The sequence below is a fragment of the Emticicia sp. 17c genome (genome assembly GCF_037153985.1).
Taxonomy (GTDB): domain Bacteria; phylum Bacteroidota; class Bacteroidia; order Cytophagales; family Spirosomataceae; genus Emticicia.
Genome location: NZ_JBBAYI010000002.1, coordinates 761,117 through 787,947, shown reverse-complemented (window position 1 = coordinate 787,947; position 26,831 = coordinate 761,117). Strand labels below are relative to the sequence as shown.

The 26,831-nt window shown below is 40.0% G+C and carries 26 protein-coding genes; 13 read left to right on the top strand and 13 right to left on the bottom strand.

Annotated elements, in window-relative coordinates:
* Positions 1-2: 2 nt before the first annotated feature.
* Positions 3-1,274, top strand: coding sequence for a serine--tRNA ligase (gene serS, locus WAA15_RS07765; RefSeq protein ID WP_337042147.1), 1,272 nt, complete (start codon positions 3-5; stop codon positions 1,272-1,274).
* A 66-nt stretch (positions 1,275-1,340) separates the two neighbouring features.
* Here the strand turns inward: serS and WAA15_RS07760 are convergent, their stop codons facing one another.
* Positions 1,341-3,437, bottom strand: coding sequence for a 3-coathanger stack domain-containing protein (locus WAA15_RS07760; protein ID WP_337042146.1), 2,097 nt, complete (start codon positions 3,435-3,437; stop codon positions 1,341-1,343).
* 492 nt (positions 3,438-3,929) lie between these two features.
* Between WAA15_RS07760 and WAA15_RS07755 the strand changes: the two genes are divergently transcribed.
* From WAA15_RS07755 to WAA15_RS07730, 6 genes are all read left to right on the top strand, one after another.
* Positions 3,930-4,916 carry an Ig-like domain-containing protein gene (locus WAA15_RS07755; protein ID WP_337042145.1) on the top strand — a complete coding sequence of 329 codons (987 nt, stop codon included), beginning with the start codon at positions 3,930-3,932 and terminating at the stop codon, positions 4,914-4,916.
* A 46-nt stretch (positions 4,917-4,962) separates the two neighbouring features.
* A complete protein-coding gene (locus tag WAA15_RS07750) occupies positions 4,963-5,532 on the top strand; it encodes an RNA polymerase sigma factor (RefSeq protein ID WP_337042144.1) in 570 nt (189 codons plus the stop codon).
* A gap of 21 nt (positions 5,533-5,553) precedes the next feature.
* Entirely contained in the window at positions 5,554-6,873 is a 1,320-nt protein-coding gene (locus tag WAA15_RS07745) for a hypothetical protein (protein ID WP_337042143.1), read from the top strand.
* Positions 6,874-7,072: 199 nt separating this feature from the next.
* A complete protein-coding gene (locus WAA15_RS07740) occupies positions 7,073-7,768 on the top strand; it encodes a DsbA family oxidoreductase (protein WP_337042142.1) in 696 nt (231 codons plus the stop codon).
* A gap of 162 nt (positions 7,769-7,930) precedes the next feature.
* On the top strand, positions 7,931-8,200 hold the full coding sequence (locus WAA15_RS07735; protein WP_337042141.1) for a PqqD family protein: 270 nt from the start codon (positions 7,931-7,933) through the stop codon (positions 8,198-8,200).
* Positions 8,201-8,244: 44 nt separating this feature from the next.
* A complete protein-coding gene (locus tag WAA15_RS07730) occupies positions 8,245-10,128 on the top strand; it encodes an asparagine synthetase B family protein (RefSeq protein ID WP_337042140.1) in 1,884 nt (627 codons plus the stop codon).
* A 62-nt stretch (positions 10,129-10,190) separates the two neighbouring features.
* Here the strand turns inward: WAA15_RS07730 and WAA15_RS07725 are convergent, their stop codons facing one another.
* The 4 genes from WAA15_RS07725 to WAA15_RS07710 all read right to left on the bottom strand — a co-directional run bounded on the left by WAA15_RS07725 (position 10,191) and on the right by WAA15_RS07710 (position 13,254).
* Positions 10,191-10,337 (bottom strand): hypothetical protein, encoded by a 147-nt coding sequence (locus tag WAA15_RS07725; protein ID WP_337042139.1) that lies wholly within the window; start codon positions 10,335-10,337, stop codon positions 10,191-10,193.
* 200 nt (positions 10,338-10,537) lie between these two features.
* Entirely contained in the window at positions 10,538-10,684 is a 147-nt protein-coding gene (locus tag WAA15_RS07720; protein WP_337042138.1) for a hypothetical protein, read from the bottom strand.
* A 65-nt stretch (positions 10,685-10,749) separates the two neighbouring features.
* Positions 10,750-11,172, bottom strand: a complete 423-nt coding sequence (locus tag WAA15_RS07715; RefSeq protein WP_337042137.1) for a lasso peptide biosynthesis B2 protein — start codon at positions 11,170-11,172, stop codon at positions 10,750-10,752.
* A gap of 24 nt (positions 11,173-11,196) precedes the next feature.
* Entirely contained in the window at positions 11,197-13,254 is a 2,058-nt protein-coding gene (locus WAA15_RS07710; protein ID WP_337042136.1) for a M13 family metallopeptidase, read from the bottom strand.
* Positions 13,255-13,341: 87 nt separating this feature from the next.
* Between WAA15_RS07710 and WAA15_RS07705 the strand changes: the two genes are divergently transcribed.
* Together WAA15_RS07705 and lpdA are read left to right on the top strand one after the other, a co-directional pair.
* Positions 13,342-14,190 (top strand): SdiA-regulated domain-containing protein, encoded by an 849-nt coding sequence (locus tag WAA15_RS07705; RefSeq protein WP_337042135.1) that lies wholly within the window; start codon positions 13,342-13,344, stop codon positions 14,188-14,190.
* A gap of 179 nt (positions 14,191-14,369) precedes the next feature.
* The gene (gene lpdA, locus WAA15_RS07700) at positions 14,370-15,761 is read left to right on the top strand and encodes a dihydrolipoyl dehydrogenase (protein ID WP_337042134.1); all 1,392 of its coding nucleotides are present in this window, start codon (positions 14,370-14,372) and stop codon (positions 15,759-15,761) included.
* Between the two features lie 135 nt (positions 15,762-15,896).
* On the opposite strand, the gene WAA15_RS07695 is transcribed toward lpdA, so the two are convergent.
* Positions 15,897-16,367: a Dps family protein gene (locus WAA15_RS07695; RefSeq protein ID WP_337042133.1), complete on the bottom strand. Its 471-nt coding sequence runs from the start codon at positions 16,365-16,367 to the stop codon at positions 15,897-15,899.
* A gap of 43 nt (positions 16,368-16,410) precedes the next feature.
* Complete coding sequence (locus tag WAA15_RS07690) at positions 16,411-16,590, bottom strand: hypothetical protein (RefSeq protein ID WP_337042132.1); 180 nt, start codon at positions 16,588-16,590, stop codon at positions 16,411-16,413.
* A 276-nt stretch (positions 16,591-16,866) separates the two neighbouring features.
* Between WAA15_RS07690 and WAA15_RS07685 the strand changes: the two genes are divergently transcribed.
* Positions 16,867-17,799 carry a YihY/virulence factor BrkB family protein gene (locus WAA15_RS07685; protein WP_337042131.1) on the top strand — a complete coding sequence of 311 codons (933 nt, stop codon included), beginning with the start codon at positions 16,867-16,869 and terminating at the stop codon, positions 17,797-17,799.
* A 2-nt stretch (positions 17,800-17,801) separates the two neighbouring features.
* Positions 17,802-18,635: a hypothetical protein gene (locus tag WAA15_RS07680; RefSeq protein ID WP_337042130.1), complete on the top strand. Its 834-nt coding sequence runs from the start codon at positions 17,802-17,804 to the stop codon at positions 18,633-18,635.
* 58 nt (positions 18,636-18,693) lie between these two features.
* Here WAA15_RS07680 and WAA15_RS07675 read toward each other — a convergent pair whose 3' ends face one another.
* The 4 genes from WAA15_RS07675 to rpoN form a co-directional block, all read right to left on the bottom strand.
* Positions 18,694-20,133, bottom strand: coding sequence for a hybrid sensor histidine kinase/response regulator (locus tag WAA15_RS07675; protein WP_337042129.1), 1,440 nt, complete (start codon positions 20,131-20,133; stop codon positions 18,694-18,696).
* The gene (locus tag WAA15_RS07670; protein ID WP_337042128.1) at positions 20,130-20,594 is read right to left on the bottom strand and encodes a response regulator; all 465 of its coding nucleotides are present in this window, start codon (positions 20,592-20,594) and stop codon (positions 20,130-20,132) included. The genes WAA15_RS07675 and WAA15_RS07670 overlap by 4 nt, the downstream gene beginning before the upstream one ends.
* A 270-nt stretch (positions 20,595-20,864) precedes the next feature.
* A complete protein-coding gene (locus WAA15_RS07665) occupies positions 20,865-22,295 on the bottom strand; it encodes a sigma-54-dependent transcriptional regulator (RefSeq protein WP_337042127.1) in 1,431 nt (476 codons plus the stop codon).
* A 42-nt stretch (positions 22,296-22,337) separates the two neighbouring features.
* Positions 22,338-23,768 (bottom strand): RNA polymerase factor sigma-54, encoded by a 1,431-nt coding sequence (gene rpoN, locus WAA15_RS07660; RefSeq protein WP_337042126.1) that lies wholly within the window; start codon positions 23,766-23,768, stop codon positions 22,338-22,340.
* A 233-nt stretch (positions 23,769-24,001) separates the two neighbouring features.
* On the opposite strand from rpoN, the gene WAA15_RS07655 reads away from it, so the two are divergent.
* Positions 24,002-25,390, top strand: coding sequence for a sensor histidine kinase (locus WAA15_RS07655; RefSeq protein WP_337042125.1), 1,389 nt, complete (start codon positions 24,002-24,004; stop codon positions 25,388-25,390).
* A gap of 12 nt (positions 25,391-25,402) precedes the next feature.
* Complete coding sequence (locus tag WAA15_RS07650) at positions 25,403-25,819, top strand: response regulator (protein ID WP_337042124.1); 417 nt, start codon at positions 25,403-25,405, stop codon at positions 25,817-25,819.
* Here the strand turns inward: WAA15_RS07650 and WAA15_RS07645 are convergent.
* On the bottom strand, positions 25,800-26,426 hold the full coding sequence (locus tag WAA15_RS07645; protein ID WP_337042123.1) for a hypothetical protein: 627 nt from the start codon (positions 26,424-26,426) through the stop codon (positions 25,800-25,802). The two genes, WAA15_RS07650 and WAA15_RS07645, sit on opposite strands and share 20 nt — an antisense overlap.
* The gene (locus WAA15_RS07640) at positions 26,416-26,772 is read right to left on the bottom strand and encodes a phage holin family protein (protein ID WP_337042122.1); all 357 of its coding nucleotides are present in this window, start codon (positions 26,770-26,772) and stop codon (positions 26,416-26,418) included. The genes WAA15_RS07645 and WAA15_RS07640 overlap by 11 nt, the downstream gene beginning before the upstream one ends.
* Positions 26,773-26,831 lie beyond the last annotated feature (59 nt).

The window sequence follows — 26,831 nt, the reverse complement described above, 5'->3', positions numbered from 1 at the left end:
ATATGTTACAACTAAATTATATTAAAGAAAATAAACAGGCAACTATTGACGGGCTTACGCGCAAATACTTTAAAAATGCCGAAGAAACCATCAATAATTTGCTGGATATTGACCAGAAACGTAGAGAAACACAGGCCGAACTGGACAACACTTTAGCTAAGTCAAATGCTTTGGCTAAAGAAATTGGGGGCTTAATGAAGGAAGGAAAAAAAGCAGAAGCCGAAACAGCCAAAGCCCAGACAGCCGAACTGAAAGCGCATTCAAAAAACCTTGAAGAAGTACTGAAAGGCTTTGAGAATGATTTATACGAAGTGCTGGTAACTATCCCGAATTTACCTCATGCCAGTGTACCAGAAGGGCGCACCCCCGAAGAAAACCTGAATGTGTTTGAAGCAGGCACAATTCCGGCCTTGCCCGAAAACGCACAGCCACACTGGGAGTTAATCAAGCAATATAACATTATTGATTTCGACTTAGGTAATAAAATTACAGGTGCGGGTTTTCCGGTATATAAAGGTAAAGGTGCCAGAATTCAGCGTGCCATGATTAACTTCTTTCTTGATGAAGCATTGGCCGCAGGTTATGGCGAAATTCAACCTCCGATTCTCATTAATAAGGATTCTGGTTTTGGTACGGGGCAGTTACCTGATAAAGAAGGACAAATGTACCATGCCACAGCCGATGATTTATACCTGATTCCGACGGCTGAGGTTCCTATTACAAATATCTATCGTGATGTAATTCTCAACGAAAACGAATTGCCCCTTAAAAATGTAGGTTATACGCCATGTTTTCGCCGTGAAGCAGGTAGCTGGGGCGCACATGTAAGAGGGCTGAATCGCCTGCACCAGTTCGATAAAGTAGAAATTGTGCAGATACGTAAACCAGAAGAATCGTATCAGGCTCTTGACGAAATGGTAGAACACGTAAAAGGCTTGCTTAACAAGCTCGAATTACCATACCGTATTCTGCGTTTATGCGGAGGAGATATGAGCTTTACTTCTGCCCTTACCTATGACTTTGAGGTATATTCTGCCGCTCAAAAAAGATGGCTCGAATGTAGTTCAGTATCAAATTTTGAATCTTATCAGGCTAACCGTCTGAAACTAAGATATAAAGCCGACGGTAAAACACAGTTATTGCATACGCTTAATGGTTCGGCTCTGGCATTGCCACGTATTCTGGCTGCTATTCTGGAGAACAATCAAACGCCTGAGGGTATCAGAGTGCCTCAAGCACTGGTGCCATACTGCGGTTTTGATATAATTAACTAGTATCTGTACAGGCTAAATAAAAAATGCGAGGCCGAAAACCTCGCATTTTTTATTTATGATGCTTGCTTAATTACAACCACCTATCTGTGCCGTAAATACTGTTCCGGCATCGGCCTTGAAATTAGGTAGTAGCATAATTGATTTCTCTGACTGATACATGATGTTTGTGTTTTTAGGAATAAAATCATCCTGAATAGTATTGGTAGCCGAAATACCGTTACTGGCAACTACACGGCTAAAAACACCATTATAATTGGAAGTAATGGTTTCAGTATCTGAGCAGAAAGTTTTAAATACCCTTACGTCATCAATAGCCCACCCTGCCGGATTAGCTCCGTCGTCCGAGTCAATATGGAAAGTAATTCTGATGGTTTTTCCTGCAAATTCGCTAATATCGGCTCTATAAATGCCCCATCCTGCCGACTCCTCTATTGTACTCGTTCCGAAAACATCCCTCATCGTTGCCCCTGCCCATTGCCACACTCGTTTAGAAGCAACTAAAGGGGCCACTCCTGATACATCCTGTACTTCTACATAGGCGTGGTCGGCAAAAGCACCCTCTAACTGGAATTTCTGCGCCCACGTCAGGTAAATTTTCTTTGTTTCCAGATTCGCCAGAGAAATATTCGGCGAAATAAGATTACTATTTGCTTTTGAACTGTAAGACCCCGTTAGGTTGGTTTTCCAACAATTCACACCGCTGTTACTTGTGTTGATAGGGGCAAACGTTGGCGTGCCTCTATTCCAGTCGTCTACCGAGCCAGTATGCGTAAAACCTCCATTATTGCTCTCAAAATCGTTAAAATAGATATTGGTTAAAGTACCTGCAATATCGTCCTGCTGTTGTATTTCCAGACCCCAGCTAATAAGGGTTCCGCCGTTATTATTGGTGTCGTCATCAATGGTTAAAGTCCAGGTTCCGTTCGAAAGCTGGCCTTTGAACCACTCAAGCCGATAATTATATTCTGGCTGAAATATAAAATTATTGACAGATGGGTAAATACCTATCGGAATACCCGCATCATCATCCAGTTTCAGATTCATTGTTTTCAGGTTTTCGCCAACATTGGTTGAGATATCCGTTAATAAACCAACCGTATTGCCAGCTGGCGACGTAAGCCTGATGTCGAGGTCTTCGATTCTATCGTGCGTGAGGTTAATAACTACCCTTATTTTTTCAATCCGCTTGGTGTCGTTTACTACCAGCGACGAAGTAGTAGTGCTTACCGTGGTCGGAATGGTCTTAGGAACATCCGAACTCGTGTAATTGGCAAAATTAGTATTGTTAGCAGGCAAAACGCTGATAATCAGATGATAAGTGCCAAAACTTACGTTGTCGCCAGTACCTACAAAAATACTGTAAGTGCCTGCGTCCTTAACGGTCATAAAGAAACTTTCGGAGTTGGGCGAAACGTTGCTGGGGTCGTTTGCGGTAAGAATAAAATTATCAAAATAGCCTAAGCCAATTTGTCCGTTCCAAGTGGTTGCATCTCTTTCGGGGTCATTGTCTAGCCCTAAAAAAACGGTATCTCCGGCATTAAGTGAAATAGAGAAAAAATCATAATCATTCACCGACGATACATTACCGGAAATCCAGCCGGAAGCAGGTATGACTTGCCCGGGGGCTGTATTGTTGTCTTCGGTTTCTGCCACCAAGTTAGTTCCGGCACTTGATTGCAGACGAAAATACAACGAATAAGGCAGCATTTGCCCGCCCGTTGAGCTATGGGTAACTTTTATGTAATACGTACCTGTGGCGGGTATTATCGCACCTGCAATGCTCGACGAAGTTGCATCAAAATAGCCGTCATCATTGTCTGCCTCAATCACGCTTTCGCTGTTTGTAAGAATTTCCAGATAACTATCGGTGGTGAAGCCTGTGGCTGAAAAAGACGTTTGAGTAGCTACATACACACGGTCGTTCTGAGAAGCAGTAAAAGAGAAGTAATCGACGGCATCGCTCGAAAAAACAATGTTGCCTTTAATTTTTACATCGTTTCCTCCTAAGGCATTAGCCGTTGCAAGGCTATTGTTGGGTTCAATCTCTTCTTTTGAAACCATTGTACTGGTTAGCGGAGGCGGAAAACTAAGTGTTTTTGATTGATTAGAAACAAAAGAATTTGGTAGATAAGATGGGGCTTTAGCTGGTTTTACTCGTGGCAAAAATTTCTGAACTTTAAATACTTGAGTATTATCGCATGGCATCCCATTTTTTGCTAAAGTTATGTGGGTAACAAAAACACATAGCACACTTAAAAGCAAGCATTTTTTCATCGGGGTTTTGTAAGAATATATGAGTTAGAAAAGCAAAAACGTAGCTAATTTAATGGATAATTTTTGAGTTCCAGCTTTTTTTTGCAATATTTTACGAAAAATACAAGAGGCAATAAACCTGAAAGATTTATGGGTGCATCTGAAATATTTGACCCTTTTTTGAATAAAATAAAACAAAATTGCCCTATAAAAGTACAGAAAAAGCCATAACGGTATCTATACGTAACCCAAAATATGAAACCAAGTAGTAGGGGTTTTGTAGGCGTATTTATAGAGGTAAATGTGTATTAAAGTTTAAAAAACAAGTTTCCGACAATAATAATTGCATCGTTCTTAAACCCTGTTCTGGTTTTTTGTGTCATCATAAATAAAAGCCTGCTTATGCTTCAAAAGATACATAGTTTTTTGGCACACAAAACTCAAGCGAGTTTGCTTGGTTATATGTGCTTTGTGGCAATGGTGGCGGGGTCTTGCGATAAAGTAAGTTTGAGTGCCGTAAGTCCGGGAGGAATGGAAGAAAACCCGAACGATATTTTTTATACAACTAAAGAACCTATTACCGTAAATCCTACGGCCCTGAAAGGGCTTGAAACAGCCAGCCAGATTAGTATTATACAAGCACCTAAATATGGAGAGGCCAGATTTACCGACAATGGCCTGATTTACTACCGTTTTACGGCTAGTACGGCTGTTGGTAAAGATAACCTCATTTTAAGAGGAACCATACAAGGTGGCGCAACAGTGGATAAAGATGTACAGTTTAACATTGTGGCCTCTACTCAGGATTTACCCTGTTTTGCCGGAGCCATCGGCGACAAAATAGATATTGAAGCCTCAACAGCTACCGAGCTTGACATTACTGCCAACGATAAAACCTGTGCTACTATCAGCTCATTAAAAATCGAAATTGCACCGCAGCATGGTAAAGCAGTTGTGCAGGGGCAGAAAATAGTGTATACCCCCGACCAGAATTTTGTGGGTGCAGACACCCTTTTCTACCGTATTGGCATACCCAATACAAAAAATGCCGTTGCACCTGTCGAGCTATCTGTTATTGAGCCAAAAGCCTGTGCAACAGGTATAAAAGATGATGTGCTGAGCTTGGCTAATTATGTGCTAGGGTCTGATATAGCCATTGATGTTTTACAAAACGATGTCGTTTGCCCTTTATATAGCAAGGCAACACTAAAAATTATTGCACAACCTCAATACGGAAAAGTAAGCGTAGATACCACAAGTTTTGATAATCCGGTGTTGGTGTACCGCTCCGATAAAAATTTTACGGGTAACGATACATTCAGTTATGGTTTATACCGTGACGATACCCATTTTATTCAGGCTAAAGTTTCGGTCTCAATTAAACCATAATAAAGAACGTATTTCTATCTAAATAAAAACATAAGAATCTTTCGACTTGCTTACTGACGAAGAAGTATTTAAAGGCTGTTTAAAAAACGACCGCAAAGCCCAAGCGACTTTTTATCAACGATATAAAAGTCGTTTTTTTGGCGTTTGCTGGCGTTATGCTAATACGCGTGAAGATGCCGAAGATATTTTTCAGGAAGCACTCGTAAAGGCTTTCAGGCACATAAAAGAAGTAAGAGATGCCAAAGACGTATCGGCATGGGTAAGAAGAATCATTGTAAACACGGCTATCAGCCATTATAAAAAACAAGTAACTTTTGAAGATATAAGCGATTTATCGGACGAAGAGCTACTTGGGGTTGATGAGGGAGAAGATATTCTGACACAATTAAACAATAAAGAGTTAATGGAAATACTAAGTACTGTCTTGGCCGAACTCCCCAACGGAGCAAGAATGGTATTTAATATGTATGTGATGGAAGGATACACCCATCCTGAAATTGCAGCTCAATTAAAAATAGCCGAAGGAACATCAAAATCACAGTTGTTTTTTGCCAAGAAATACATTCAGGAAAAATTAAAAAAAAAGTTTTTTAGCACGGTAGCGTCAGTTAAATGACAATAGTTTGCATGAAAGTATATGAACAAACCTAAAGATAAAATAGAGGAGTTGTTTCAGAGCCATTCAGATGACTTTGACAAAATGCCTGACGATAAACTCTGGGAAACCATAGAGGCGCAACTTCCCCCAATTGCTCCGAAGCACATCTTTCTGCGTTGGAGCCTAGCCGCTGCTTTATTGCTGTTTTCATTAATAGGTTATTGGGTATATCAATCATTTACCCGACCCGACAAACCTGTTATGGGGCAGTCAGGCAAAGTGCCTGTAAAAACAGCCGAAAAATACGCCACAATTAATAGCCGTGAAGACGCAGAAAAAACAGCCGAAAAAACGAAAGGAAATACAAATAAAAACCAAACAGCAGGTGAGGCATATCAAGCGGCCGTGGTGATGCGACGCGATAAAAAAGAAGACAAAAGCAAAATATTAGCTGAGAGACAACCCAAAAAATCAGCCAATAGCCAGCAAATGACGAAGGATACCGCAGCCCCAAAATTATTTGCAGAGAATAAAGAACAGGCAGTAGCAGCAGAGGTGTATTCTCCAAAAAAAGCGAGCGTATCAGAGCGAGAGAATGATTTGACAAATGCGGTCCAGCTTACCGAAATACCTGTTATTCAGCAGGCCGACGGCCCCGACAACAGACTTGCCGAAGTAAACTATCTGGCCACAAAAGACAGGTATCACACAAACGGTATTCCTTTCAATACCCATATAGCTTATGAGCCAGTTTACCATCCTGAACCGGAGCCTTTCTTTAAAACACCCGCTGAATGGTATGTATCACTGACACCTTCTCTGAGTTATTATCGTGTTTTCTCTAATGTACTTATCAACCAGTTTAGCGGTGCCAGTAATGGCGGCCGAATAGGCTGGGCGATACAGGCCGGAGGCGTTTATCCATTAAAAATCAGACGTTTAAATTACCGAGTAGGGGTGAGCTATTTTTCGGCGCAGTCAAACTTTAAATACAGTGTAGTGAAAGGCAAACACGAACCCATCCGGTTAAATAACAATACTTTTGCCTATGGAGCCATAGAAAGCATGGAAACTGACTCAAAAAAATGGCAGGTTTTTGAACTTCAGAACGATTTACTTTTTGATATAAATCATAAACAACAAGCCGTAATAGGAGTAAAAGCAGGGAGCGATTTCTCGAAAAAACCTGTTTTTGATACCTATCTAGGTTATCGGTTCAGTAAGCCTGTTAACGCCCGTCAGGTAATATGGCTAGAAATGGCCTACGCTTACGCAATTAATGCGCAAAATTCTTCCAATCGGGCTTTCTCGTATCACATGGATAAATACAGCCTGCGTGTAGGGCTGAATTTCAGGTAGCACGCAACCGTACCAATGTTGCTATCAGATAAACTCATGGGCTTACAGCCATGGCATGGGTGTGGTACAAGTGGCAATATCTTTGAACGAAAAGCACGAAAATTTCATTATATTATTGAAAGAGTAGCAACTGCCAAAATAAACCACTGTAGGTTTGTTAAGGTATTTGCAAGTAAGAATTATTAAAACAAATAATATAATGGCTAATAAACCTATTCAGATAGATATTGTTTCAGACGTGGCTTGTCCGTGGTGCTATATTGGTAAAAAACACCTCGAAAAAGCACTTGAAGGAATGCCTGAGCAGAATTTTCAGGTTACATGGCACCCGTTTCAGTTAGACCCGACAATTCCGCAGGAGGGCCTCCCACGTGAAGAATACTTTGCCAATAAATTCGGAAGCCCTGAGCGTATTCAGCAAATGCACGAACGGGTAGAAGGAGTAGGCGCAAAAGCGGGCATTCAGTTTGAATTTGAAAAAATGCCCAAAGCAATTAATACCATTCCGTTACATAAATTGTTGCACGTAGCCAGAGAAGAAGGAACCCAGAATATGCTGGAAGAAAAACTTTTCAAAGCCTATTTTACCGAAGGTATCGATTTTTCAGAGAAAGAAAATATACTTGCTTTTATGGAAGATTTTGGCTGGCCTCGCGAAAAAACTGAAAGTATTCTGGCAGACGACCAGATTAGCTACTGGGTAACGCAGGAAATCAGGCATTTTCAGAGTTTAGGGGTATCGGGCGTTCCATTTTTTATCCTGAATAACAAATACGGGTTAAGTGGCGCACAACCTGCCGAAGTATTTCAGGAGGCACTAGCCAAAGTAGCAGAAGAGATGCAACCCGTAGAAGCAGCGGGCGATGCCTGTGAAATAGGCGGAGAAAACTGTTAAAACAGCATAGCATCAATAACAACAATAGCGGCTAGGTAACTGGCCGCTATTGTCGTTTAAAACAAGTTGTGGTAAGGGCTAAAGCAGAAATTTTTTGTAGGCTCATTTTTAGGTTTTGGGGATTATTGTTATAATTTTGAAAAAACGTTTGTTATAACTACAATGAATTTGACTAAAGCCATACAACGGAAAAGTGAAAATGTGTTAATTACTAATCTGGGCGACGAACTGGTAATGATGCATCTGGAAACCGGAAATTACATTACTTTAAATAATCTGGCCCGTGTCATCTGGGAAAAAATAGAAAATCCTGTTACGGCTGATGAACTGATAGCTTATCTGCTCTCAAAATATAATGTTTCAGAAACCCAATGTAAACACGAAACCTATAAGTTTCTTGATAGCCTTCAGGCACAGGGTTTACTTTTATAAGCACAGTAGTTGCTCTTGCTTCAATATAATCTAATCTGGCACACATGAGTTTAATTTTTGGTATTGTAAGATATGAAACCCATGCTGATGGGGATTTTTTTGAGGCAATGTATGAGCCTTTAAGAGATTTTCCTCAGGTTAGGTTTCATAAGGCTATTCAGCACGAAGCAGCTTTTGGCAAGCTATTGACCTTCGGTACACCCGAAGACACCTATGATGCACAGCCCGTTTACTTAAGTGAACCAAATATATTATTTGTTGCGCAGGGCCGGATTGATAATCGGGACGAGCTAAGCCAGAGTATAGGTGTAAAAGCCGACGCTCAGGTTGCTGATAGTTATTTTATCTTACAAGCCTACTTAAAATATGGCGAAGAAACCCAGCATAAACTAAAGGGTGACTGGAGTTTTGTTGCCTATCATTTTAATACAAAAGAGCTTTTCGTGGCTCGTGATACTATGGGCTATTCAGCCTTGTTTTTTTACAAAACCGATAAATACCTTGCCTTTAGTTCTTCTGTTAAGGCAATTCTGGCTTTGCCCGATTTCAAAAAAGAACTCAATGACGAGTATCTTATTTCATTGTTGAGTTTATGGAAAGTAAGAGAGAAGTTTTTGGGTGACGAAACCTTTTACAAGAATGTTTTTTCTCTGCAAATTGGCTTTGTACTCAAACTCAAAAACAGAGCGATAACAGTTAGCCAGTACTGGCCACCCGAAAACATAAAGGAAATCTACTACAAAAATAAACAGGATTACTCAGACCAAATGTCTGAACTGGTATACAAAGCCGTAAACAGGCGGCTAAGAAGTAATAAACCAGTGGCTTCCATGCTGAGCGGTGGGCTTGATAGCAGTATGGTAAGTTATGTAGCCGCAGACCTGCTCAAACAGCAGAATAAAACTCTTACTACCCTTAGCCATGTGCCTTTGTATAAAAACAATCTTTCAAACCATCCGATGGCTCAGAAACGAGTACTTGATGAAACCCCTTTTATCAGTGCTATTATTAAAGCAGCGGGTAATATTAACCCTCTGTACCTGACTTCTGAATCTGTTTCGCCTTGGCAGGGAAGCATCGAGATGCTTAATATCATAGATGGGTTTATTCATGGAGCCGGAAATGCCTATTGGATGCTAGACATCTACAAAACCGCTGCACAAGCTGGCTATGGCACATTGCTGACCGGCGAGGGAGGGAATGGCTCTACTTCTTTCGTTGGGCTTGATTATAAGCGGCCACATAGTGTTCGGCGATTCCTCAAAAAACCTGTTGAATACTTAAAAAGACAGGTAGCTAAGCCTCTTGTTCTGAAATACTTTAGTACGCTTTCTGTATTTAATACTTTTGAAAAATTTATTCTGGAAAGTTATTTGGCTACCTCGGCATTAGATAAATACAATGTCATGGATGAGGCCAGAAAAAAGAATCAGGTTTTTTTACAATATTATGCCAACGTACTGCAATTTAAAAAGAATTATATTCTCTATTATAGGCCCAGAAGCGTATTAGGGGCAACTATGGGGCATTACTATGGCATAGAGTTAAGAGACCCCACTACCGACAAAGATTTGATGGACTTCTTTCTGGCAATACCTAATGAGGTTTTCTTTGATGAACATTTCAATAGTAAAATGCTTGTGAAGAGAATGATGGCCAATAAAATACCTGATGAAGTATTATATGCTAAAAACAAAGGTTTGCAGAGTTCTGATCTTATTTTTAGGGTAAGGGAATCAAAAACGGAGGTATTAAATGCCTTTGCCGCTCTTAAAAATTCAGCGTTGGTGCAGGATTATATCAATGTAAATAAACTCGAAAAAAACTTACAGGCATATCTGGATAGTGAAACTGTCGAATCTACGGATACTATTCATGTTTTAATAAAAACAATGCAGGCTGCTGATTTTTTGATGAAACGCTTTTAAAAATTGTATTTATCATAGAAGTTGAATAAAATCATTCAACTTCTATGTATTAACGATGGTGTCTATGAAAAAGCACCACCATCGCTCACCTCTCTCCCTCCAGCCAAAGTTCTGTCTTTTACCGAGAATACTTCCAGTTCGGGGGTACTCCATGCTAATTTTTGTTGTTCGTTAGTGGTTTTGTCTTGTACTTGGTGTTGTTCTTTCATGAGTGGTATAATTTATATAGTTGGGTATTTAGCATAAGTAAACACAATCAGTAATGCCCCTTAGCTTCTAAGAGTCATTACTGATGTAATAATGAAATAATACAGGCTACTGATTTTTTGGGCAAAAGCTTATAGTAAGGCTGAAATAATGCCCAAGAATTAAGATAGATAACTCAACCTCGGTTAATTGCTATCAGAATTTAGGAGAATATACCTGAGTCGGTAAGCCCATCGGATCCTGCCAAAGTTTTTTCTTTTACCGAGAATACTTCCAGTTCGGGAGTACTCCATGCCAATTTTTGTTGTTCGTTAGTAGTTGTTTCTTCGGAATTGTATTGGTTTGTCATGAGCTAAGAAAGTTTAATGTGATTATCTCTACAAAAAAAAGGTTTTTGAATTAAAAAGCCAATAATTAGCCATAAAATACACTCAGTATTTTAAAATATTCGGCTTGTTTACCACCAGTAACTATTTCATTATTACAAACAAGCCACGCATGGGCCAGCAGTTCTTTTGCTGATTCGTCTTTCTTCACACCAAAGTAAATTGTACTTTTTCTTTTTCTTAACTTAAGCATGAATTTGGCGCATAGTGCTTGTTCAAAGCATTGTGTGCGCCAGAACGAATATCGGCAGGCCCTTGCAATGGCAGTACCTATATGCACGAAATGCTTATTGTGCCTATCGGGTGTTGTGTCAGGCGAAACCTGTTTGCCCAGTAAAGGCAAAACTTTTGAAAAAGGAATAAAAACAAGAATAAGCCTAGAGATTGCAAGCAATCCCCAGGCTTCAGTAAAAAGAAAAAAATCTTTTAAGGCAATTTTTTTAATAAACATGGTTTGTTTCGTTTACACGCCTGTTTACCAGATTTTCACACGTTTTTCCGGTGCACGATACATTTTATCGCCTGGCTTTATGTTAAATGCTTCATAAAACTCATCAATGTTTACTACTGGCCCATTTACCCGAAGAAAACCTGGTGCGTGTACATCCGTCATGATTCTGTTTGCCAGTGCTTCGTCGCGGGTGTGGCCCATCCAAGCTAGGGCGTATCCCAGAAAATACCTTTGTAAAGGTGTAAAACCACTTATTTTTTTACCTGATTTATATTGCTCGGTTTTCTTGAATGCTTCTAACCCAAGCACAACGCCACCCAAATCGGCTATGTTTTCGCCCTGTGTCGCTTCGCCTCTTACGTGCATCGAGTCCAGAACCACATAATTATCAAATTGTTCAATAATACCTTTTGCTCTTTTAGTATATTCTTCGGCATCTTTCTTGGTCCACCAGTCTTTCAGGTTTCCTTTTTCGTCAAACTGCCTTCCTTGGTCGTCAAATCCATGTGTAATTTCATGGCCAATGGTTGAGCCTCCGGCATAGGCATAAATAATGGCGTCGTCTAGCTGTTCGTCGGCAAAGCCAGCAATGAAGAAAATAGCCGCAGGTAAAACAATTTCGTTGTTCGAGGGGTTGTAATACGCATTATAAGTTTGGGGTGTCATGTCCCATTCTGTTTTGTCAACAGGCTTGCCAATTTTGTTGGTTGTATAAGTATACCACCATTTGTTAGCTCTGATGATATTCTGTACGTACGAGTCCCGTTTAATATCCAGACTCGAAAAGTCTTTCCATTTATCAGGATAACTCACCTTTGCCATTACCGTAGAAAGTTTCAACAAAGCCTTTTTCTTGGTGCTATCTGACATCCAGTCTGACTTTTCGATACGGTCTTTATATACCGAGAAAATATTTTTAACCAGTTCTTCGTAACGCTTTTTAGTTTTTTCAGAATAATAATTTTTGATAAAAAGTTGTCCTAGTGCATCGCCCAGCAATTGTTCTTCCGAGTCCAGCACACGTTTCCAGCGTGGTTTCATTTCTTTTACCCCACGTAGCACAGTTCTGTAAAAGTAGAAATCTTCTTTAGCAAAAGGGCTGCTTAGTTCACTAGCAAAGCTGCTAACAAAGTGCCAGTTTAAATAGGCTTTCCATGTGTCAATGGGCGTAGTTTTCAATAGGTTCTCGACTGCCGTATAAAATTCTGGCTGACCCACAATGGCACTCTTAACCTGAGGGGTTTGCATGGCTGTAAACAAATCCTTAAACTTCATTGAAGGCGCAAGTTTTTCAAGAGCTGCCAAATCCATTTTATTATAATTTTTGTAGGGGTCGCGCAAGGCTTCTATTTTGCGTGAGTTTTTAGCCAGCTTTTCTTCCAGTGCATAAACTTTTTCGGCATTTTGGGTTGCAGTAGCTTCATCGTTGCCTAAGAGTTTAAACATACGTTGCAGATGAGCCTTATATTCTTTCCGAATATTGGCCGTACGGGTATCGGTATTAAAATAATAGTCTCTGTCAGGCAGGCCCAGCCCACCCTGATACAAGTGTAGGGCTTGCTCTTCGCTGTTTTTTTCGTCCTGAAAAATATAGGCACCAAACAAAGTGCCTATGCCATAAGTATGTTGCAGGGCTACCTCGTTTAGTACTCCGTTAATGTCTTTTATGGCTGCAATACGGTCAAGGTCGGCTTTAATAGGGTTTATACCCTGTTTTTCAATGCTTACACTATCCATGCCGGTAAACCAGAAATCACCGATTTTCTGCTCGCTCGACCCCGCGCTGGTACTGCCTTTGGCCGATTCCTCGCTGATAGTTCTTAAACGTTTGTAGGTTTCGTCCTGTACAAGGCTGCCTATTCCCCATGCACTTTCAGAAGCCGGAATCGGATTATTTTTAAGCCATGTTCCGACGGCATATTTAAAAAAATCATCTTTAGGCGAAACCGTCGTATCGACCACTTCTGCCAGAATATCTCTTTGGCTAGATTCCTTTGAACCCGACTGGCAGGATACCAGCCAGAAACCGCCAATAATTAAGCAAATAAAGCGTAGTTTGCTGGGTAATGTAATAGCGTGCATAAGATTAAAAGATTGAATGAAAAATGGTTTTAAATTTGACAATATTTTCTGATAAACACTATCGAACCACTTAAAATCCTATCTGATATGCTCAAAATATTTGTCTTGGCGTTGGCTATAATAGCCTTTATGGTAATATGGCTTGTTTCGTGCGGGCCATCCAGACAACAACAGGATACCCAGCAGCCCACAGGCAAAAAGCCTGAACGGTTTTATGATTTTGCCAACCCTGCCCAGAAAATGAAACTCCCTAAAAGCCTGAAAGAAATATCGGGGTTATCCTACTACCGAGGTAATCAGCTTGTTTGTGTCAATGATGAGGAAGGAGAAATTTTCTTTTATGATACCCTAAAGGAAGACATTACCGATAAAAAGGATTTTGGCAAAGCCGGAGACTACGAAGGTATTGAGGTAGTTGGCAACGAGATTTTCGTCTTGAAGAGTAATGGTAAAATAAAAGTAATAAATATAGCAACTGACGCAGAACGAACCATTGATTGTAGTAATAATGAGGTAATAGAGTACGAAGGGCTGGCTTATGTCCCCCAAACCAATAGCCTTTTATTAGCTACTAAAGAACACATTAAAGCTAAAGATACCGAAAAAATAATTTATGCCTATGATTTAACACAGGCACAGTTTAAGGCACGCTATGTAATAACCAGAGCCATGATTACTGGAAAAAACGGCAATACAGACTTTCGTCCTTCGGGTATTGCTGTGCATCCTGCCAGCGGAGACATTTACGTATTAGCCTCGCAAGGGAAGAAACTGCTGATTCTGACAAGTGAGGGCCTTAAAAAAGAATTAATTGAGCTTAACGAAAAACTGTTTCGCCAGCCGGAGGGTATTTGTTTTACACCCTCGGGCGATTTGTTTGTGTCGTCGGAAGGGGGCGATAAAAAAGCGTATATACTGAGGTTTATTTATAATTAAACGGGATTTAATACGCATTTTTATTTGTTTTATCTAAAGGATAGTGCTGCTTCTGTTTGCAACGAAGCACCGCTTTACCACACTTTTGGCTTTACTAACATAATCAAAAAGGATTTTGTGAATAAGCTATTTTGTCTAATTTTGCAACAAATTTATAATAAACCAGAAAATTATATATTATGGCACAGTATGATGTTATAGTACTTGGGAGTGGGCCTGGCGGATACGTTACCGCTATTCGTGCCTCACAGTTAGGCATGAAAACTGCCATTGTTGAGAAAGAAAGCCTCGGCGGTATTTGCCTTAACTGGGGTTGTATTCCAACAAAGGCATTGTTGAAGTCTGCCCAAGTGTTTGAATATATTAAACACGCAAAAGATTACGGAATTGAAGTAGCTGAGGCCAACGCAAATTTTGGAGCCGTTATCAAGCGTTCTCGTGGTGTAGCAGAAGGCATGAGTAAGGGGGTTCAGTTCTTGATGAAAAAAAATAAAATTGATGTAATCTACGGTTTTGGTAAAGTAAAACCCGGTAAAAAAGTAGAAGTTACAGACGCAGAAGGGAAAAAATCAGAAATAGAAGGTAAAAATATTATTGTTGCCACAGGTGCAAGAGCCAGACAATTGCCTAACGTACCTATTGACGGAGAAAAAGTAATTGAATACCGTAAGGCGATGAGCCTTGAAAAACAACCAGAGTCTTTATTGGTAATTGGCTCGGGTGCAATTGGCGTTGAGTTTGCCTACGTTTATGCAAGTATGGGTACAAAAGTAACCATCGTAGAGTTTATGCCAAATATTGTTCCGGTAGAAGACGAAGAAATTTCAAAAGAACTGGCCAAAGCCTACAAAAAAGCAGGTATTGAGATTTACACTAACTCAAGCGTTGAAAAAGTAGATACAAGCGGTAAAGGTTGTGTATCAACTGTAAAAACACCTAGCGGAGAAATTAAAATCGAAACTGACATTGTTTTATCGGCTGCCGGAATTGTAGCTAACATCGAAAACATTGGTCTGGAAGAAGTAGGTATTAAAACCGAAAAAGGTAAAATTACGGTGAATCAGTGGTCAGAAACCAGCGTACCGGGCTATTATGCCATTGGCGACGTAACACCTGGCCCTGCATTGGCACACAAAGCATCGGCCGAAGGTATTATCTGTGTTGAGAAAATTGCGGGGCACCATCCACAACCACTCGACCACAAGAATATTCCGGGCTGTACTTATTGTACTCCTGAAATTGCTTCGGTAGGTTATACCGAAAAAGCAGCTAAAGAAGCCGGATACGAAATTAAAGTAGGTAAATTCCCGTTCTCGGCTTCCGGTAAAGCTAAAGCCGCAGGTAGCCCAGAGGGTTTTGTGAAAGTAATTTTCGATGCAAAATACGGCGAATGGCTAGGTTGCCACATGATAGGGGCTAACGTAACCGAAATGATTGCAGAAGCTGTTGTGGCACGTAAGCTTGAAACAACAGGTATGGAAATTGTGAAGTCGGTTCACCCACACCCAACCATGTCAGAAGCTATTATGGAAGCTGCCGCTGCCGCTTACGGAGAAGTAATTCACTTGTAATCGAATCGGAATCATATACAAAAGGCATTTACCCAAAGTAAGTGCCTTTTTTTGTATGTAATGGTTTCCAGACCGTATACAAATACAAAAGGGGCAAAAATTGCCCCTTTTGTACCACCTTTTTTAACCTAAACACTACCCTAAAAACGCGCGGAGCATCCATGCCATTTTTTCATGCTGCCCCATGAAGTTCGTAAGTAAGTCTGTTGTGACTGCGTCTCCTAGAACTTCATCTATTTCTTTAATATCTTTACGCAAATTTGTTATAAACGCTTCGTGGTCTGCTAACAAACGGCTTATCTGAGTATCTTGTTTGTCTTCATAAGGCCCTTCTTCCAACCTTGTTGTTGCCAGAAAATCTTTCATTGTGCCGTTGGCTCTGTGGCCTAGCTGTGTGATTCTTTCGGCAATCTGGTCTATCATTTCACGAATTACATCGTATTGTTCTTCATAAAACTTGTGTAACTCTATAAAACGGGGTCCTTTTATGTTCCAATGATAATTACGGGTTTTGGTTATTAACACGTGTTCGTCAGCCAAAATAACCTGTAATAAATCAGCAATTTTTATAATGTCTTTTTCTGGTAAACCAATGTGTGCTTTCATAGCTACAAAGTTGTATCTTCTTGTGTGTTGTGTGTTTGTACTTTTATTTTAACTTCGATGAAGTCAGTTTCACTCGTTTCATAAAACCATTGAATTCATGGTTTGTATGAGAACCTCTTGTTCTGCCGTCCCAGTTTTGCGAGTTGTGGTTAGCAATCTTTAGCAAAACCACCGACATAACGAACATTGTTATTATTCCGATTATGAAGATGATGGGTGTCATGATTTCAATAGTTTAATGAAACGATTTACGCCTAATAAGATTAAAATCTCATACCATGTATTTTAATGGGGATTTTATGTGCGTTTTATTAAAAAAAATGTGGAAAATGTGGCATTTTGGGAAAATAAGTGTGGAATTTTTGCCACATTTCTTGTTTTGGGTGTGATATGACCTACATGGTACATATTATTTAGCATAATATATAAGCTATTATGCAGCTTTAAGGGCCATGTTAATATAGCGTAGAAGTTGAACTGTAATAGATAACAACCACTTATGAAATCATTAAAAACCAAACTGAAAGAATATTTTTCTTTCGCTCGGGAAGTATTTTCCGAATTCAGCACCGACAACGCCACTAAATTAAGTGCCTCTTTGTCTTATTATACTATTTTCTCGCTGGCACCAATGCTGGTAGTAATAATTTCAATAGCAGGTATCTTTTACGGACGCGAAGCCATACAGGGGCAAGTATATGGGCAAATAAACTGGCTAATCGGAAAAGATGCCGCCTTACAGGTCGAAGAACTCATCAAGAATGCACGCTTATCACAGAAGTCGGGGTTAGCGGCTATTATAGGTACTGGTACGCTGCTGGTGGGTGCTACGGGGGTTTTTGCCGAAATACAAGACTCTATCAATTTTATATGGTCGTTAAAAGCCAAACCAAAGTCGGGTATTCTTAAATACCTGTTTAATCGCTTATTATCTTTCTCGCTGATTCTGTCATTAGGTTTTTTACTGATAGTATCATTATTGGTAAATACCATGCTCGACATCTTCAGCCAGCGTTTGCAACTGTTTTTTGAAAACATAACAGTTTATCTTTTCTTTTTTATAAACCTTTTGATAGTCTTTTTAGTAATAACATTATTGTTTGCTACTATTTTTAAAGTATTGCCCGATGGTAAAATAGCTTGGAAAGACGCTTTTCTGGGGGCAGGAGTAACAGCCATATTTTTTATGATAGGGAAGTTTCTGATAGGTTATTATCTGGGGCAGTCGGCCATCATGACAACCTTTGGAGCGGCCGGCTCGGTAGTTATTATTTTGCTGTGGGTATATTATTCGTCAACAATTCTGTTTTTAGGGGCAGAATTTACTAAGGTCTATACCCGCCATTATGGAACACCAATACAGCCTAACAAGAACGCTGTTTTATTAGAAAAAAAGGAAATTGAAATAAAAGAACACAAAAAATCGATATAATTATGGAAACTCAATTTAATCCTTCGAGAGTCAGACTCCTACAAATACTGAATTTTCTGTTTTTTTTAGCAATGGTATTTGTCAACTTTCTGGCTAATTTCTTGCCCATTAATGGTAAAAACACCGGTCAGGTGTCTGACCAGTACCCGAATCTGTTTGTGCCGGCTCCATTAACATTCTCAATCTGGGGGGCTATTTATCTGCTGTTGTTTATTTTCTGTATTTATCAGTTAAGCTCAGTATTTAAAGCGAAAATTGACCCCTACGTAGGAGAAATCGTGAACAGAATAAACCTTGCTTTTATTCTGACCTGTATTATTAATATGAGTTGGATTGTGGCTTGGCATTATGACCTCATCGTAGTAAGTGTTATACTAATGCTGTTGCTTTTAAGCCGCCTTATTTTTATCGATTCCCAAATCAGGTTGTTAACACCGTATCTGAGTAATGCACAGAGTTTTATTGTAAAAGCCCCTTTTGGTCTTTACTTGGGCTGGATATGTATTGCCACAATTGCCAATATTACGGCATTGCTAGTGCATTTCGGCTGGCGTGGTGCAGGCATGAGTGAGGAGTCGTGGACATCGACACTGGTACTTGTTGGAGCTTTTATAGGCGTGTGGGCAATTTTCCGATTTAAGAATTTTTATATCGGTTTAGCCATTATATGGGCTTTGAGCGGTATTATTATTGAGCGTAAAGAAGCCGCAGTATATTATAACTACATTGTGCTGAGTGCTTGGGCAGGTATTATTCTGGTAGGTATAAGTGTATGTATTGAATCGTTCAGAGAGGGTTTCAGAAAACGCCAGCCTTTGGTGCATAACGGCGCATAAGAAAAATAAACTGGTGCTAGCAGTTATACTAAAAGAGAGCCATTTTAATGGCTCTCTTTTAGTATATGCCGAAGGTAATAATAAACTCGGTGCCTTTTCCTACTTCTGAGTTTACATCAACCGTAGCTTTATGAGATTGTATAATATTGAGTGTAGCCGATAGCCCTAGTCCGATTCCGTTGTTTTTGGCTGTAAAATAAGGCTCAAACAAGCGGCTCATGTTTTCGGGGCTTATGCCCGTACCATTGTCTTTTATACACACATAGTACTGGTTATTGGCTATGTAGGTCTTTATTATTAATACGCCTTTGTTTTCTTCCATTGCTTCAACGGCATTAATGATGATGTTCAGTAATGCAATTTTTATTTTGCTGCGGTCGAGGTTCAACAGGCAATCTTCGCCGTATTGTTTTTCAAGACTGATACTTTTCAGATTGATTCGGTCAATGGCCTGCTCGAGCGTTTCTTCCAGAATTTCATGCGCCGAAATTTTGGCAAAAGCCAGTTCGGACGGTTTAGAGTTGTTGAGTAATTCGGTGATTAAATCGCTGATACGTTGGCTGTTACGTCGGATAATTCCGAGAAATAGCTTGGAGTCTTCGTCTTGTAATTCGCTTTCCATCTGTTCTACCGACAAATGGATGTTTGTAAGAGGGTTACGTACTTCATGGGCTAATGTGCGCACAAGGCGGCCTGTGGCGGCCATTTTTTCGAGCATCATGGCTTCGCGTTCAGCTTTTCTTTGGGCTGTTACGTCATGAATAATACTCAGGAATGACTCCTTGCCTTCACTATTTTTTTGTTTCTGGGCATCAATGAGGCAGATTTTTCTTTCGCCGTTCTTGGTCAGGAAAATAGCCTCGAACTTGTCTATGCTACCGTTTTCTTCAAGTTTTTCATTGAAAAGATGCCATACCTCGGGCTTTTCAAAAATTTTGGCCGTACTCATGTTATTGAGTTCTTCGGCTTCATAGCCAAGCATTTCAAGCGTAGCCGGATTATAGTAAATAAAGCTACCGTCTTTGGGCTGGGTAACAATAATTCCTTGTCTGACATGGTTAAAGATGGTACGATACTGCTGTTCACTTTCGCGAAGTGTCTTCAGGGTATCGGCACGCTCAAGCGAGTACCTGATACAGCGTTCCAGTTTCTCAGGGTCAAGTTCACTTTTAACCAGATAATCAACCGCTCCCAAGCGCATAGCTTCCATGTCTATTTTCTGGTCGCCTTTGCCGGTGAGTAATATAATTGGGCTTTGACACCCTTCCTGAATAGCTCTTTTTAGTAAATCGAGACCTGTTTTGGCTCCTAGTAAAAAATCAAAAAAGCAAATGTCATAATTACAGGATGTTATTTTTCCGACGGCGTCATCAAAGTTCTTTGCCCAGTCAAGGGTAAATTTTTTCCCCTTTATGTCATTGAGGTAATCGCTCGTGAGGAAGAAGTCGTCTTCATCATCATCTACGATTAAAACCCTGATAGTGTCGAGCTCTTTCATGAATTAAATTTAGGTAATTGAACAATATCAAACCAGTAGCTTCCCAGGTTCTTCATCACTTCTACTAATTCAAAAAATGTAACGGGTTTCGTTACAAAACTATTAACGCCTAAATCATAAGTTCTTAATATGTCTTCCTCGGCCTTTGAGGTTGTAAGTACAATAACCGGAATGCTTTTCAGTTCATCGTCTGACTTTATTTCTCGCAGGCATTCCCGACCATCCTTTTTGGGCATATTCAGGTCGAGCAGAATTACACCCGGGCGGGGGCTGTTTTCGGGGTTACTATATTTCCCTCTTCTTTTCAGGTAATCCATCAGTTCGGCACCATCTTCCACAAACCGGAGTTCATTCAGTAAAAAATTTTCTTCCAGTGCTTCCTTTGTCATGGCTCTGTCATCGGGGTCGTCATCAGCCATAAGAATAACAATACTTTTTTTGTCCTTTTGTATTTGAATCATTCTGGTATAAATTATAGAGTTAGTGGTTAAAAAGTATCAATACCTGCCAGCAGGTATCCTAACTCATAGGTAAAAATTACTTTTTATAATTGGTTACGCTTGTTTTCAGATAAAAATATACTGAATCCCTTCGCTGGTATGAGGCCGTGGTGGTTTTAAATGGTTTTTGTAATAGATAAACCCTAACCACTGCCGTCTATTAAGCCCGAAGATTTTGTCGGGAAATTCTGGTTGAAAGCCAATATGGGTAAAGATACAGTCAAAACTTACCTACAAATTATAACTTTTCATTTTGTTATAAAGCGTTTTGCGGTCGATACTCAATACTTGTGCGGCTTTGCTTTTGTTGTAATTTACTTGCTTAAGCACCTGTAAAATCATTTCATACTCGGCATCGAGTGCGGCCGATTTCAGATTAGGTTTTACGGGTTCTTCCTGTTTTTGTACTATTTCTTCGTTTATAATGGGCTGGCTTGGTTCTGAGAACAATAGCCGCGAGTAATTGATAATCTCGAAAGGCAACGATTTCGACTCTATGTAGTCGCCGTCGGCCAGTAAGGTAGCTCTTTTGACAACATTGCGCATTTCTCTGAGATTACCATACCACGGATAGCTCAGGAACGCCGCCTTTACGTCGTCGTCGAAGCCTTTTACGTCTTTGCCTAATTCGGCGTTTGTATTTTCTAAAAAGAACTGTGCAAATTCCATAATATCACCTTTACGGTCTCTGAGCGGCGGTACATCAAGGCTGAATTCGTTGAAACGATGGTATAAATCTTCTCTGAATTTGCCTTTACGACACGCTTCCATGAGGCGTTCGTTCGAGGCAACGAGAATCCTGACATCAACCGTTATTTCTTTATTGCCACCAATCCGGCGCAGTTTTCTTTCCTGTACTACTCTTAGTAAAGCTACCTGTACATCGTAAGGCAGGTTTGCTACTTCATCCAGAAAGAGGGTTCCGCCGTTGGCCATTTCGAAATGCCCTATTTTTTGATTGAGCGCGCCTGTGAATGAGCCTTTTTCGTGGCCGAACATCTCGCTGGCAGCTAATTCTTTTGAAATAGCACCGCAGTCCATTGCAACAAAGGGGCCGTTGGCTCGTTTACTTCTTTTATGGATTTCCTGCGCAACTGACTCTTTGCCCGACCCACTTTCGCCATAAATAATGACGCTATAATTGGTTGGGGCTACGAGGTCAATCTGGTAATAGAGGTTTTTAGACTCAGGCCCGCTACCGAATATGTAGTTCGAGTCTGACTTCGACCTGCTAGGCTTGACACTAGCCTTTGGGGTGCTTGTTTCTTTTTCGGCAATTGATTGCATACTGCCCTCTGTTTTCTCGCTACCTAAGGCTTTCTTGATGGTAAGCAGAATTTCGTCGGGGAAAAGGGGTTTGGTAATGTAATCAAACGCCCCTTGTTTCATGACATCAATAGCCACTTTGATGTCAGAATACCCAGTAATAATCAGCACGGGAACATTAGGAAAACGTTCCTTTATTTTTCTTAAAATTTGCCCTCCGTCAAGGTCTCCCAAACGGAAATCAGTCATAACTAAATCAGGAGAAAACTCTTCCAATAAACTTAAGCCTGTTTGTCCGTTCTGTGCAATGGCTACTTCATAACCATTTTTGCTTAGGAAACGACGGAGTAAAAGACAAATATCAGTGTCATCATCAATAACAAGGATACGTTGCATAATATATATAATCTATTTTTAGTTTAAAGTAATGGAATTTCATTATAAAACACGTCTTAGCTGTGCTGACTGAATACCGAGGTGGTCGCGGTATTTGGCTACCGTACGGCGGGCAATAGGATAACCCTTTTGCGCCAGTAAATCGGCCAGTTGGAAATCATTAAGCGGGGCATTTTTGTCTTCTCCGGCAATTAAGCCCGCCAGCGTTTGCTGAATTTCACGGTTCGATACCTCCGTGCCTGACTCTGTAAAAATACCCCCCGAAAATAAGTCTTTTAAGTGGATAGTTCCAAAGGGTGTTTGAGCGTATTTACCGCTGGTTACTCTTGACACCGTCGAAATATCCATGCCTATAATTTCGGCAACATCTTTCAGGGTCATGGGTTTCAGTTTTTGTACATTGCCAGTTTTAAAGAACTCTTCCTGTAATTTTATCAGGGTTCTCATGGTTTTCAGCATGGTGGTTTCGCGTTGCTGAATAGCATCAATCAACCAGTTAGCTGCCGAAATTTTTGTATGGATATAGTGCGTAGTTGCTTTATCAGCAGTTCCATGTAACAGGTCATTAAACGAGTTATTGACTTTTAATGGCGGTATCTGATTGCTATTGAGCGACACTTCAATTTTGTTATCATCATAGAAAACAAGGTAATCGGGTATAATGTTATCTTTTACTAATATAGAACTAACATTTTCTTCTGAGATAGGCTTGGCATTGAGCGAAGTTATAAGCGTAACGGCAGCCTTTAGTTGTTCGGCGCATATCTCGCGGGTACGCATAATTTTCTCGTAATTGCGCACGGCAAGGTCGTCGAGGTTATTCAGTACAACTTCGTAAGCCAGTTCAACGTTACAGCCCTGCTCACGTTTATGGTCAAGCTGTGCCAGTAGGCATTCTTGCAGGTTTGAGGTGGCAATTCCTACGGGTTCAAGTTTACGTATAATCCTGATGATTTCTTCCACGTCGGTTTCATCAACAAAAATATTGTTGGTAAACGATACATCGTCGGCAATGGCTTCGGCATCATATTTCAGAAAACCGTTTTCATCCAGAGAGTCAATCACAAAATCGCCCAGCAATTGTTGGCGTTCTGTAAGAGCTAGTACGTGTAGCTGTTCTTTGAGGTCGTCGCGCCACGAAACCTGTTGTACTATTGGTGCCGAATATAAGTCATCGTCACCGCTGTAATTGTTAAGTTGTGTTTTGTAATTAGGCACATCGTCGTCATTATATTCGTCCCAGTCCAGATAATCTGAACTATTACTTTGGGTCGAATCCTGCCCATCTTTGTCAAAATCATCCATCTCAGCGTCATCGGTTGCGCTTACTTCTTCTAACATCGGATTCTCCTCTAATTCCGTTTTTATATGCTCTTCGAGTTCCAGAGTAGAAAGTTGTAGAAAGTTGAGCAACTGTATCTGAGACGGAGAAATTCTTAAAGTTTGTTTCTGTGTTTGGCTGAGATTTAGCATGGCATAATGTTTTTTCTACACCTATATATATCAATTTAGAAGCCCATATTGCCAGATGTTAGAAAAAAACAAAAAAAACGTTTGTAATATACTGATTATCAGCGGCTTGCTGGCTTGATATTTTTTTGGACAAATTTTTGAAAAAATATTTGTCTCCACAAATAATGTAAAAAAATCTACAACCTGGGAAAATAATTCCCCGTTTTTAAGATATTTGCAAATAACACTATTCTATGAAGAAGAGTCTCCGTTTTATTTTTTTCTCGTTCACTATTTGTTTAGTGTTATTGGCAATATTAAGCTGGACCTCCTACCAAAAAATCTCTGACTCAACGAGCTATGCAACAGCCGTTGAGAATACCCACGAAGTACTAAGAAAGAGTGAAGAACTGGTTTCTATCCTGAAAGATTTTGAGACAGGCCAAAGGGGGTATTTGCTTACCGAAGAAAAATCGTTTCTGGAGCCTTACTACAAGGCCGAGCGGCAGATTGAACAAGTGTACAGAGACCTGAAATACAAAGTCAGAAAAAACCCCCAGCAAACCAAAAGGCTAGATACCCTCAGGCATTCCATAAGCATGAAAATTCAGTTGTTGCGCTATAACATAAAGCAGGTGCAAATGCACGAAGTGCTTAACAACGAGGTGTTTTTGAAAGGCAAAGTTGAGATGGACAGAATAAGGCAGTTGGTTAACAGATTTCAGGCCGTAGAACGGCAATTACTCGAAGAAAGAAGAGACGTGAAAACCAAAAATGATACACAAACAACAACTGTTTTATCGTTGCTGTCTATTTTTTCATTTGTGTTGCTAATAGTTAGTTTTGTCTTGATTTTTCTGGAATTGCAACGAAGAATTAGTTTTCAGCACCAGTTGGAAAATAAAATTGATGAGTTGAATCGCTCAAATGCAGACCTCGAACAGTTTGCGTATGTGTCGTCGCATGATTTACAGGAACCTCTCAGAAAAATAAGGGCTTTCAGCGATAGGCTCGTGAGGCGGCACGCCGACTCGCTGAACGAGGATGGCAAAGAAAATCTGGAAAAAATAACCAGTTCGGCCGAACGTATGCAGAATCTGATTAATGACCTGCTCGATTTTTCGAGACTGGTAAACAGAAAACAAACCAGCTCTCAGGAAGTTGATTTACAAGAAGTAATGAATCGGGTAACGAATGATTTGTCGGTAAAGATAGAAGAAAAAAAAGCCGAATTAATTATAGAAAAATTGCCGTATATTTGGGGCATTTCTTTTCAGTTAAATCAGTTATTTTTAAATCTTATTAGCAATGCCCTGAAATTTACAAAGCCTGATGTAAAACCGCTTATTAAGATAAACCATAGTATTGTGAAGGGAGATGAGATAAAAGGCATTGAAAAAGTGAGAAGAGAGTATGATTACCATAAAATAACCATAAGTGATAACGGTATTGGGTTTGAACAAGAATACGCCGAAAAAATATTTGTTATTTTTCAGCGGCTTCATGGGCGTAATTATTATGAAGGCACAGGCGTTGGGCTGGCAATTTGCCGCCGGATTATGAGCAATCATAATGGGTTTATTTTTGCAGAAAGCCAACTGGGCGAAGGTGCCACATTTATATTATATTTTCCTACAAAATAATAAATCTTTAGAATGAGTACATTATCAATCCTCATCGCAGATGACGATGAAGATGACAAATTTTTGTTGAAGTCGGCCTTTGAAGAGAGCGGAATAGACGCGCCGTTATCGTTTGTTGATAACGGTCAGGAGCTACTTGATTTTCTGCAAAAAACCAAAAAACTACCAAGTATCATTCTTTTAGATTTGAATATGCCTAAAAAAGATGGCAGAGAGGCACTAAAAGAAATTAAAGAGAATCCGAAGTTCAGGAGCATACCTATTCTGATACTGACTACTTCTAATTCGCCGGAAGACATTAAGAACTGTTACTTTCTGGGAGCTAACTGTTTTATCACAAAACCCTCTACTTTTGAGGGTTTAATGAAGGTAATTGGAGAACTGAACAAATTCTGGTTCAATATAGCCACTATTCCGACAAAGTTGTAACAGGAGCTTGGCCGTTTACATGAATTACTTTAACCGTTTTTGGTTTTTCTTCGGTTACGTCTTTTACCCACATAAGGGCCTTTTCTACAAGAGAAGGCTTTTCTTCTATATATACGCCCTTTACCTCTGTTAGTGTAGAGGTGGGCGGTTTTTCTTCAGTTACATCTTTTACCCACATAAGGGCTTTTTCTATCATCGACGGTTTATATTCTTCCTCGTCTGGTTTATGTGTAGGTTCATCATCTGTGAGGTTTCTGACCCATGTTAAACCCTTTTCTACCAGCGTATCTTTATTGGCCTGAATCATGTTTCCGGCGTAGTTTTTTAGCAAGAAGGGTACAACCCATTTCAGAGGCCACGGGGCTCTTCTTAAAATGCCGTTTCGGATAATTGTATCAATACCAATACCAACTCCAATGTTCAGAATACCTTTGTTGCGATTAGTCAGGAAATTGCCTAGAAAACCAACAGCATGGCGTGCAGGGCTAAGTTCTTCCTTAATACCCTCGATACTTGCTCTTAGGTGGGTTTTTGTTAATGAAATCTCGTTTTTGAGGCGAGCCCTTTCTGCCCGTAGGTCATCAATGTTTCGTATCTTAGTCTTCATAGTAAAACTTCTTGATAAAAGAGTTAATAACTGGAATTTTAATGAAAGTATCTCTCATAAGAAATACAATAAGACCTATAACAACGTAAATACCTGCAACTACAAAAAGACCAGCCGCCAGATTATTAAGGCTTCGCCCTATAAGCCAAGCAACACCCAAACTCATGAAGAATAAGACAAATACTGTAATAACACCTAATACCAAAACAGAAGCAGCCGACGAAATAGCACTGGCTGTTTTTTCGGCGGCATTCAACACTCCTAAATTCCAACGGGCTTCAAGGTGGTTTGTCAGGTCGTCAAATATATCTTCAGTTTTTTCCTTGATTTCACTGTAAAGTTCCATAACAAAGGTGTTTATAAGTTAAAGATGAGCCAGAGCCTAAGCCCTGACTCATCAGATAA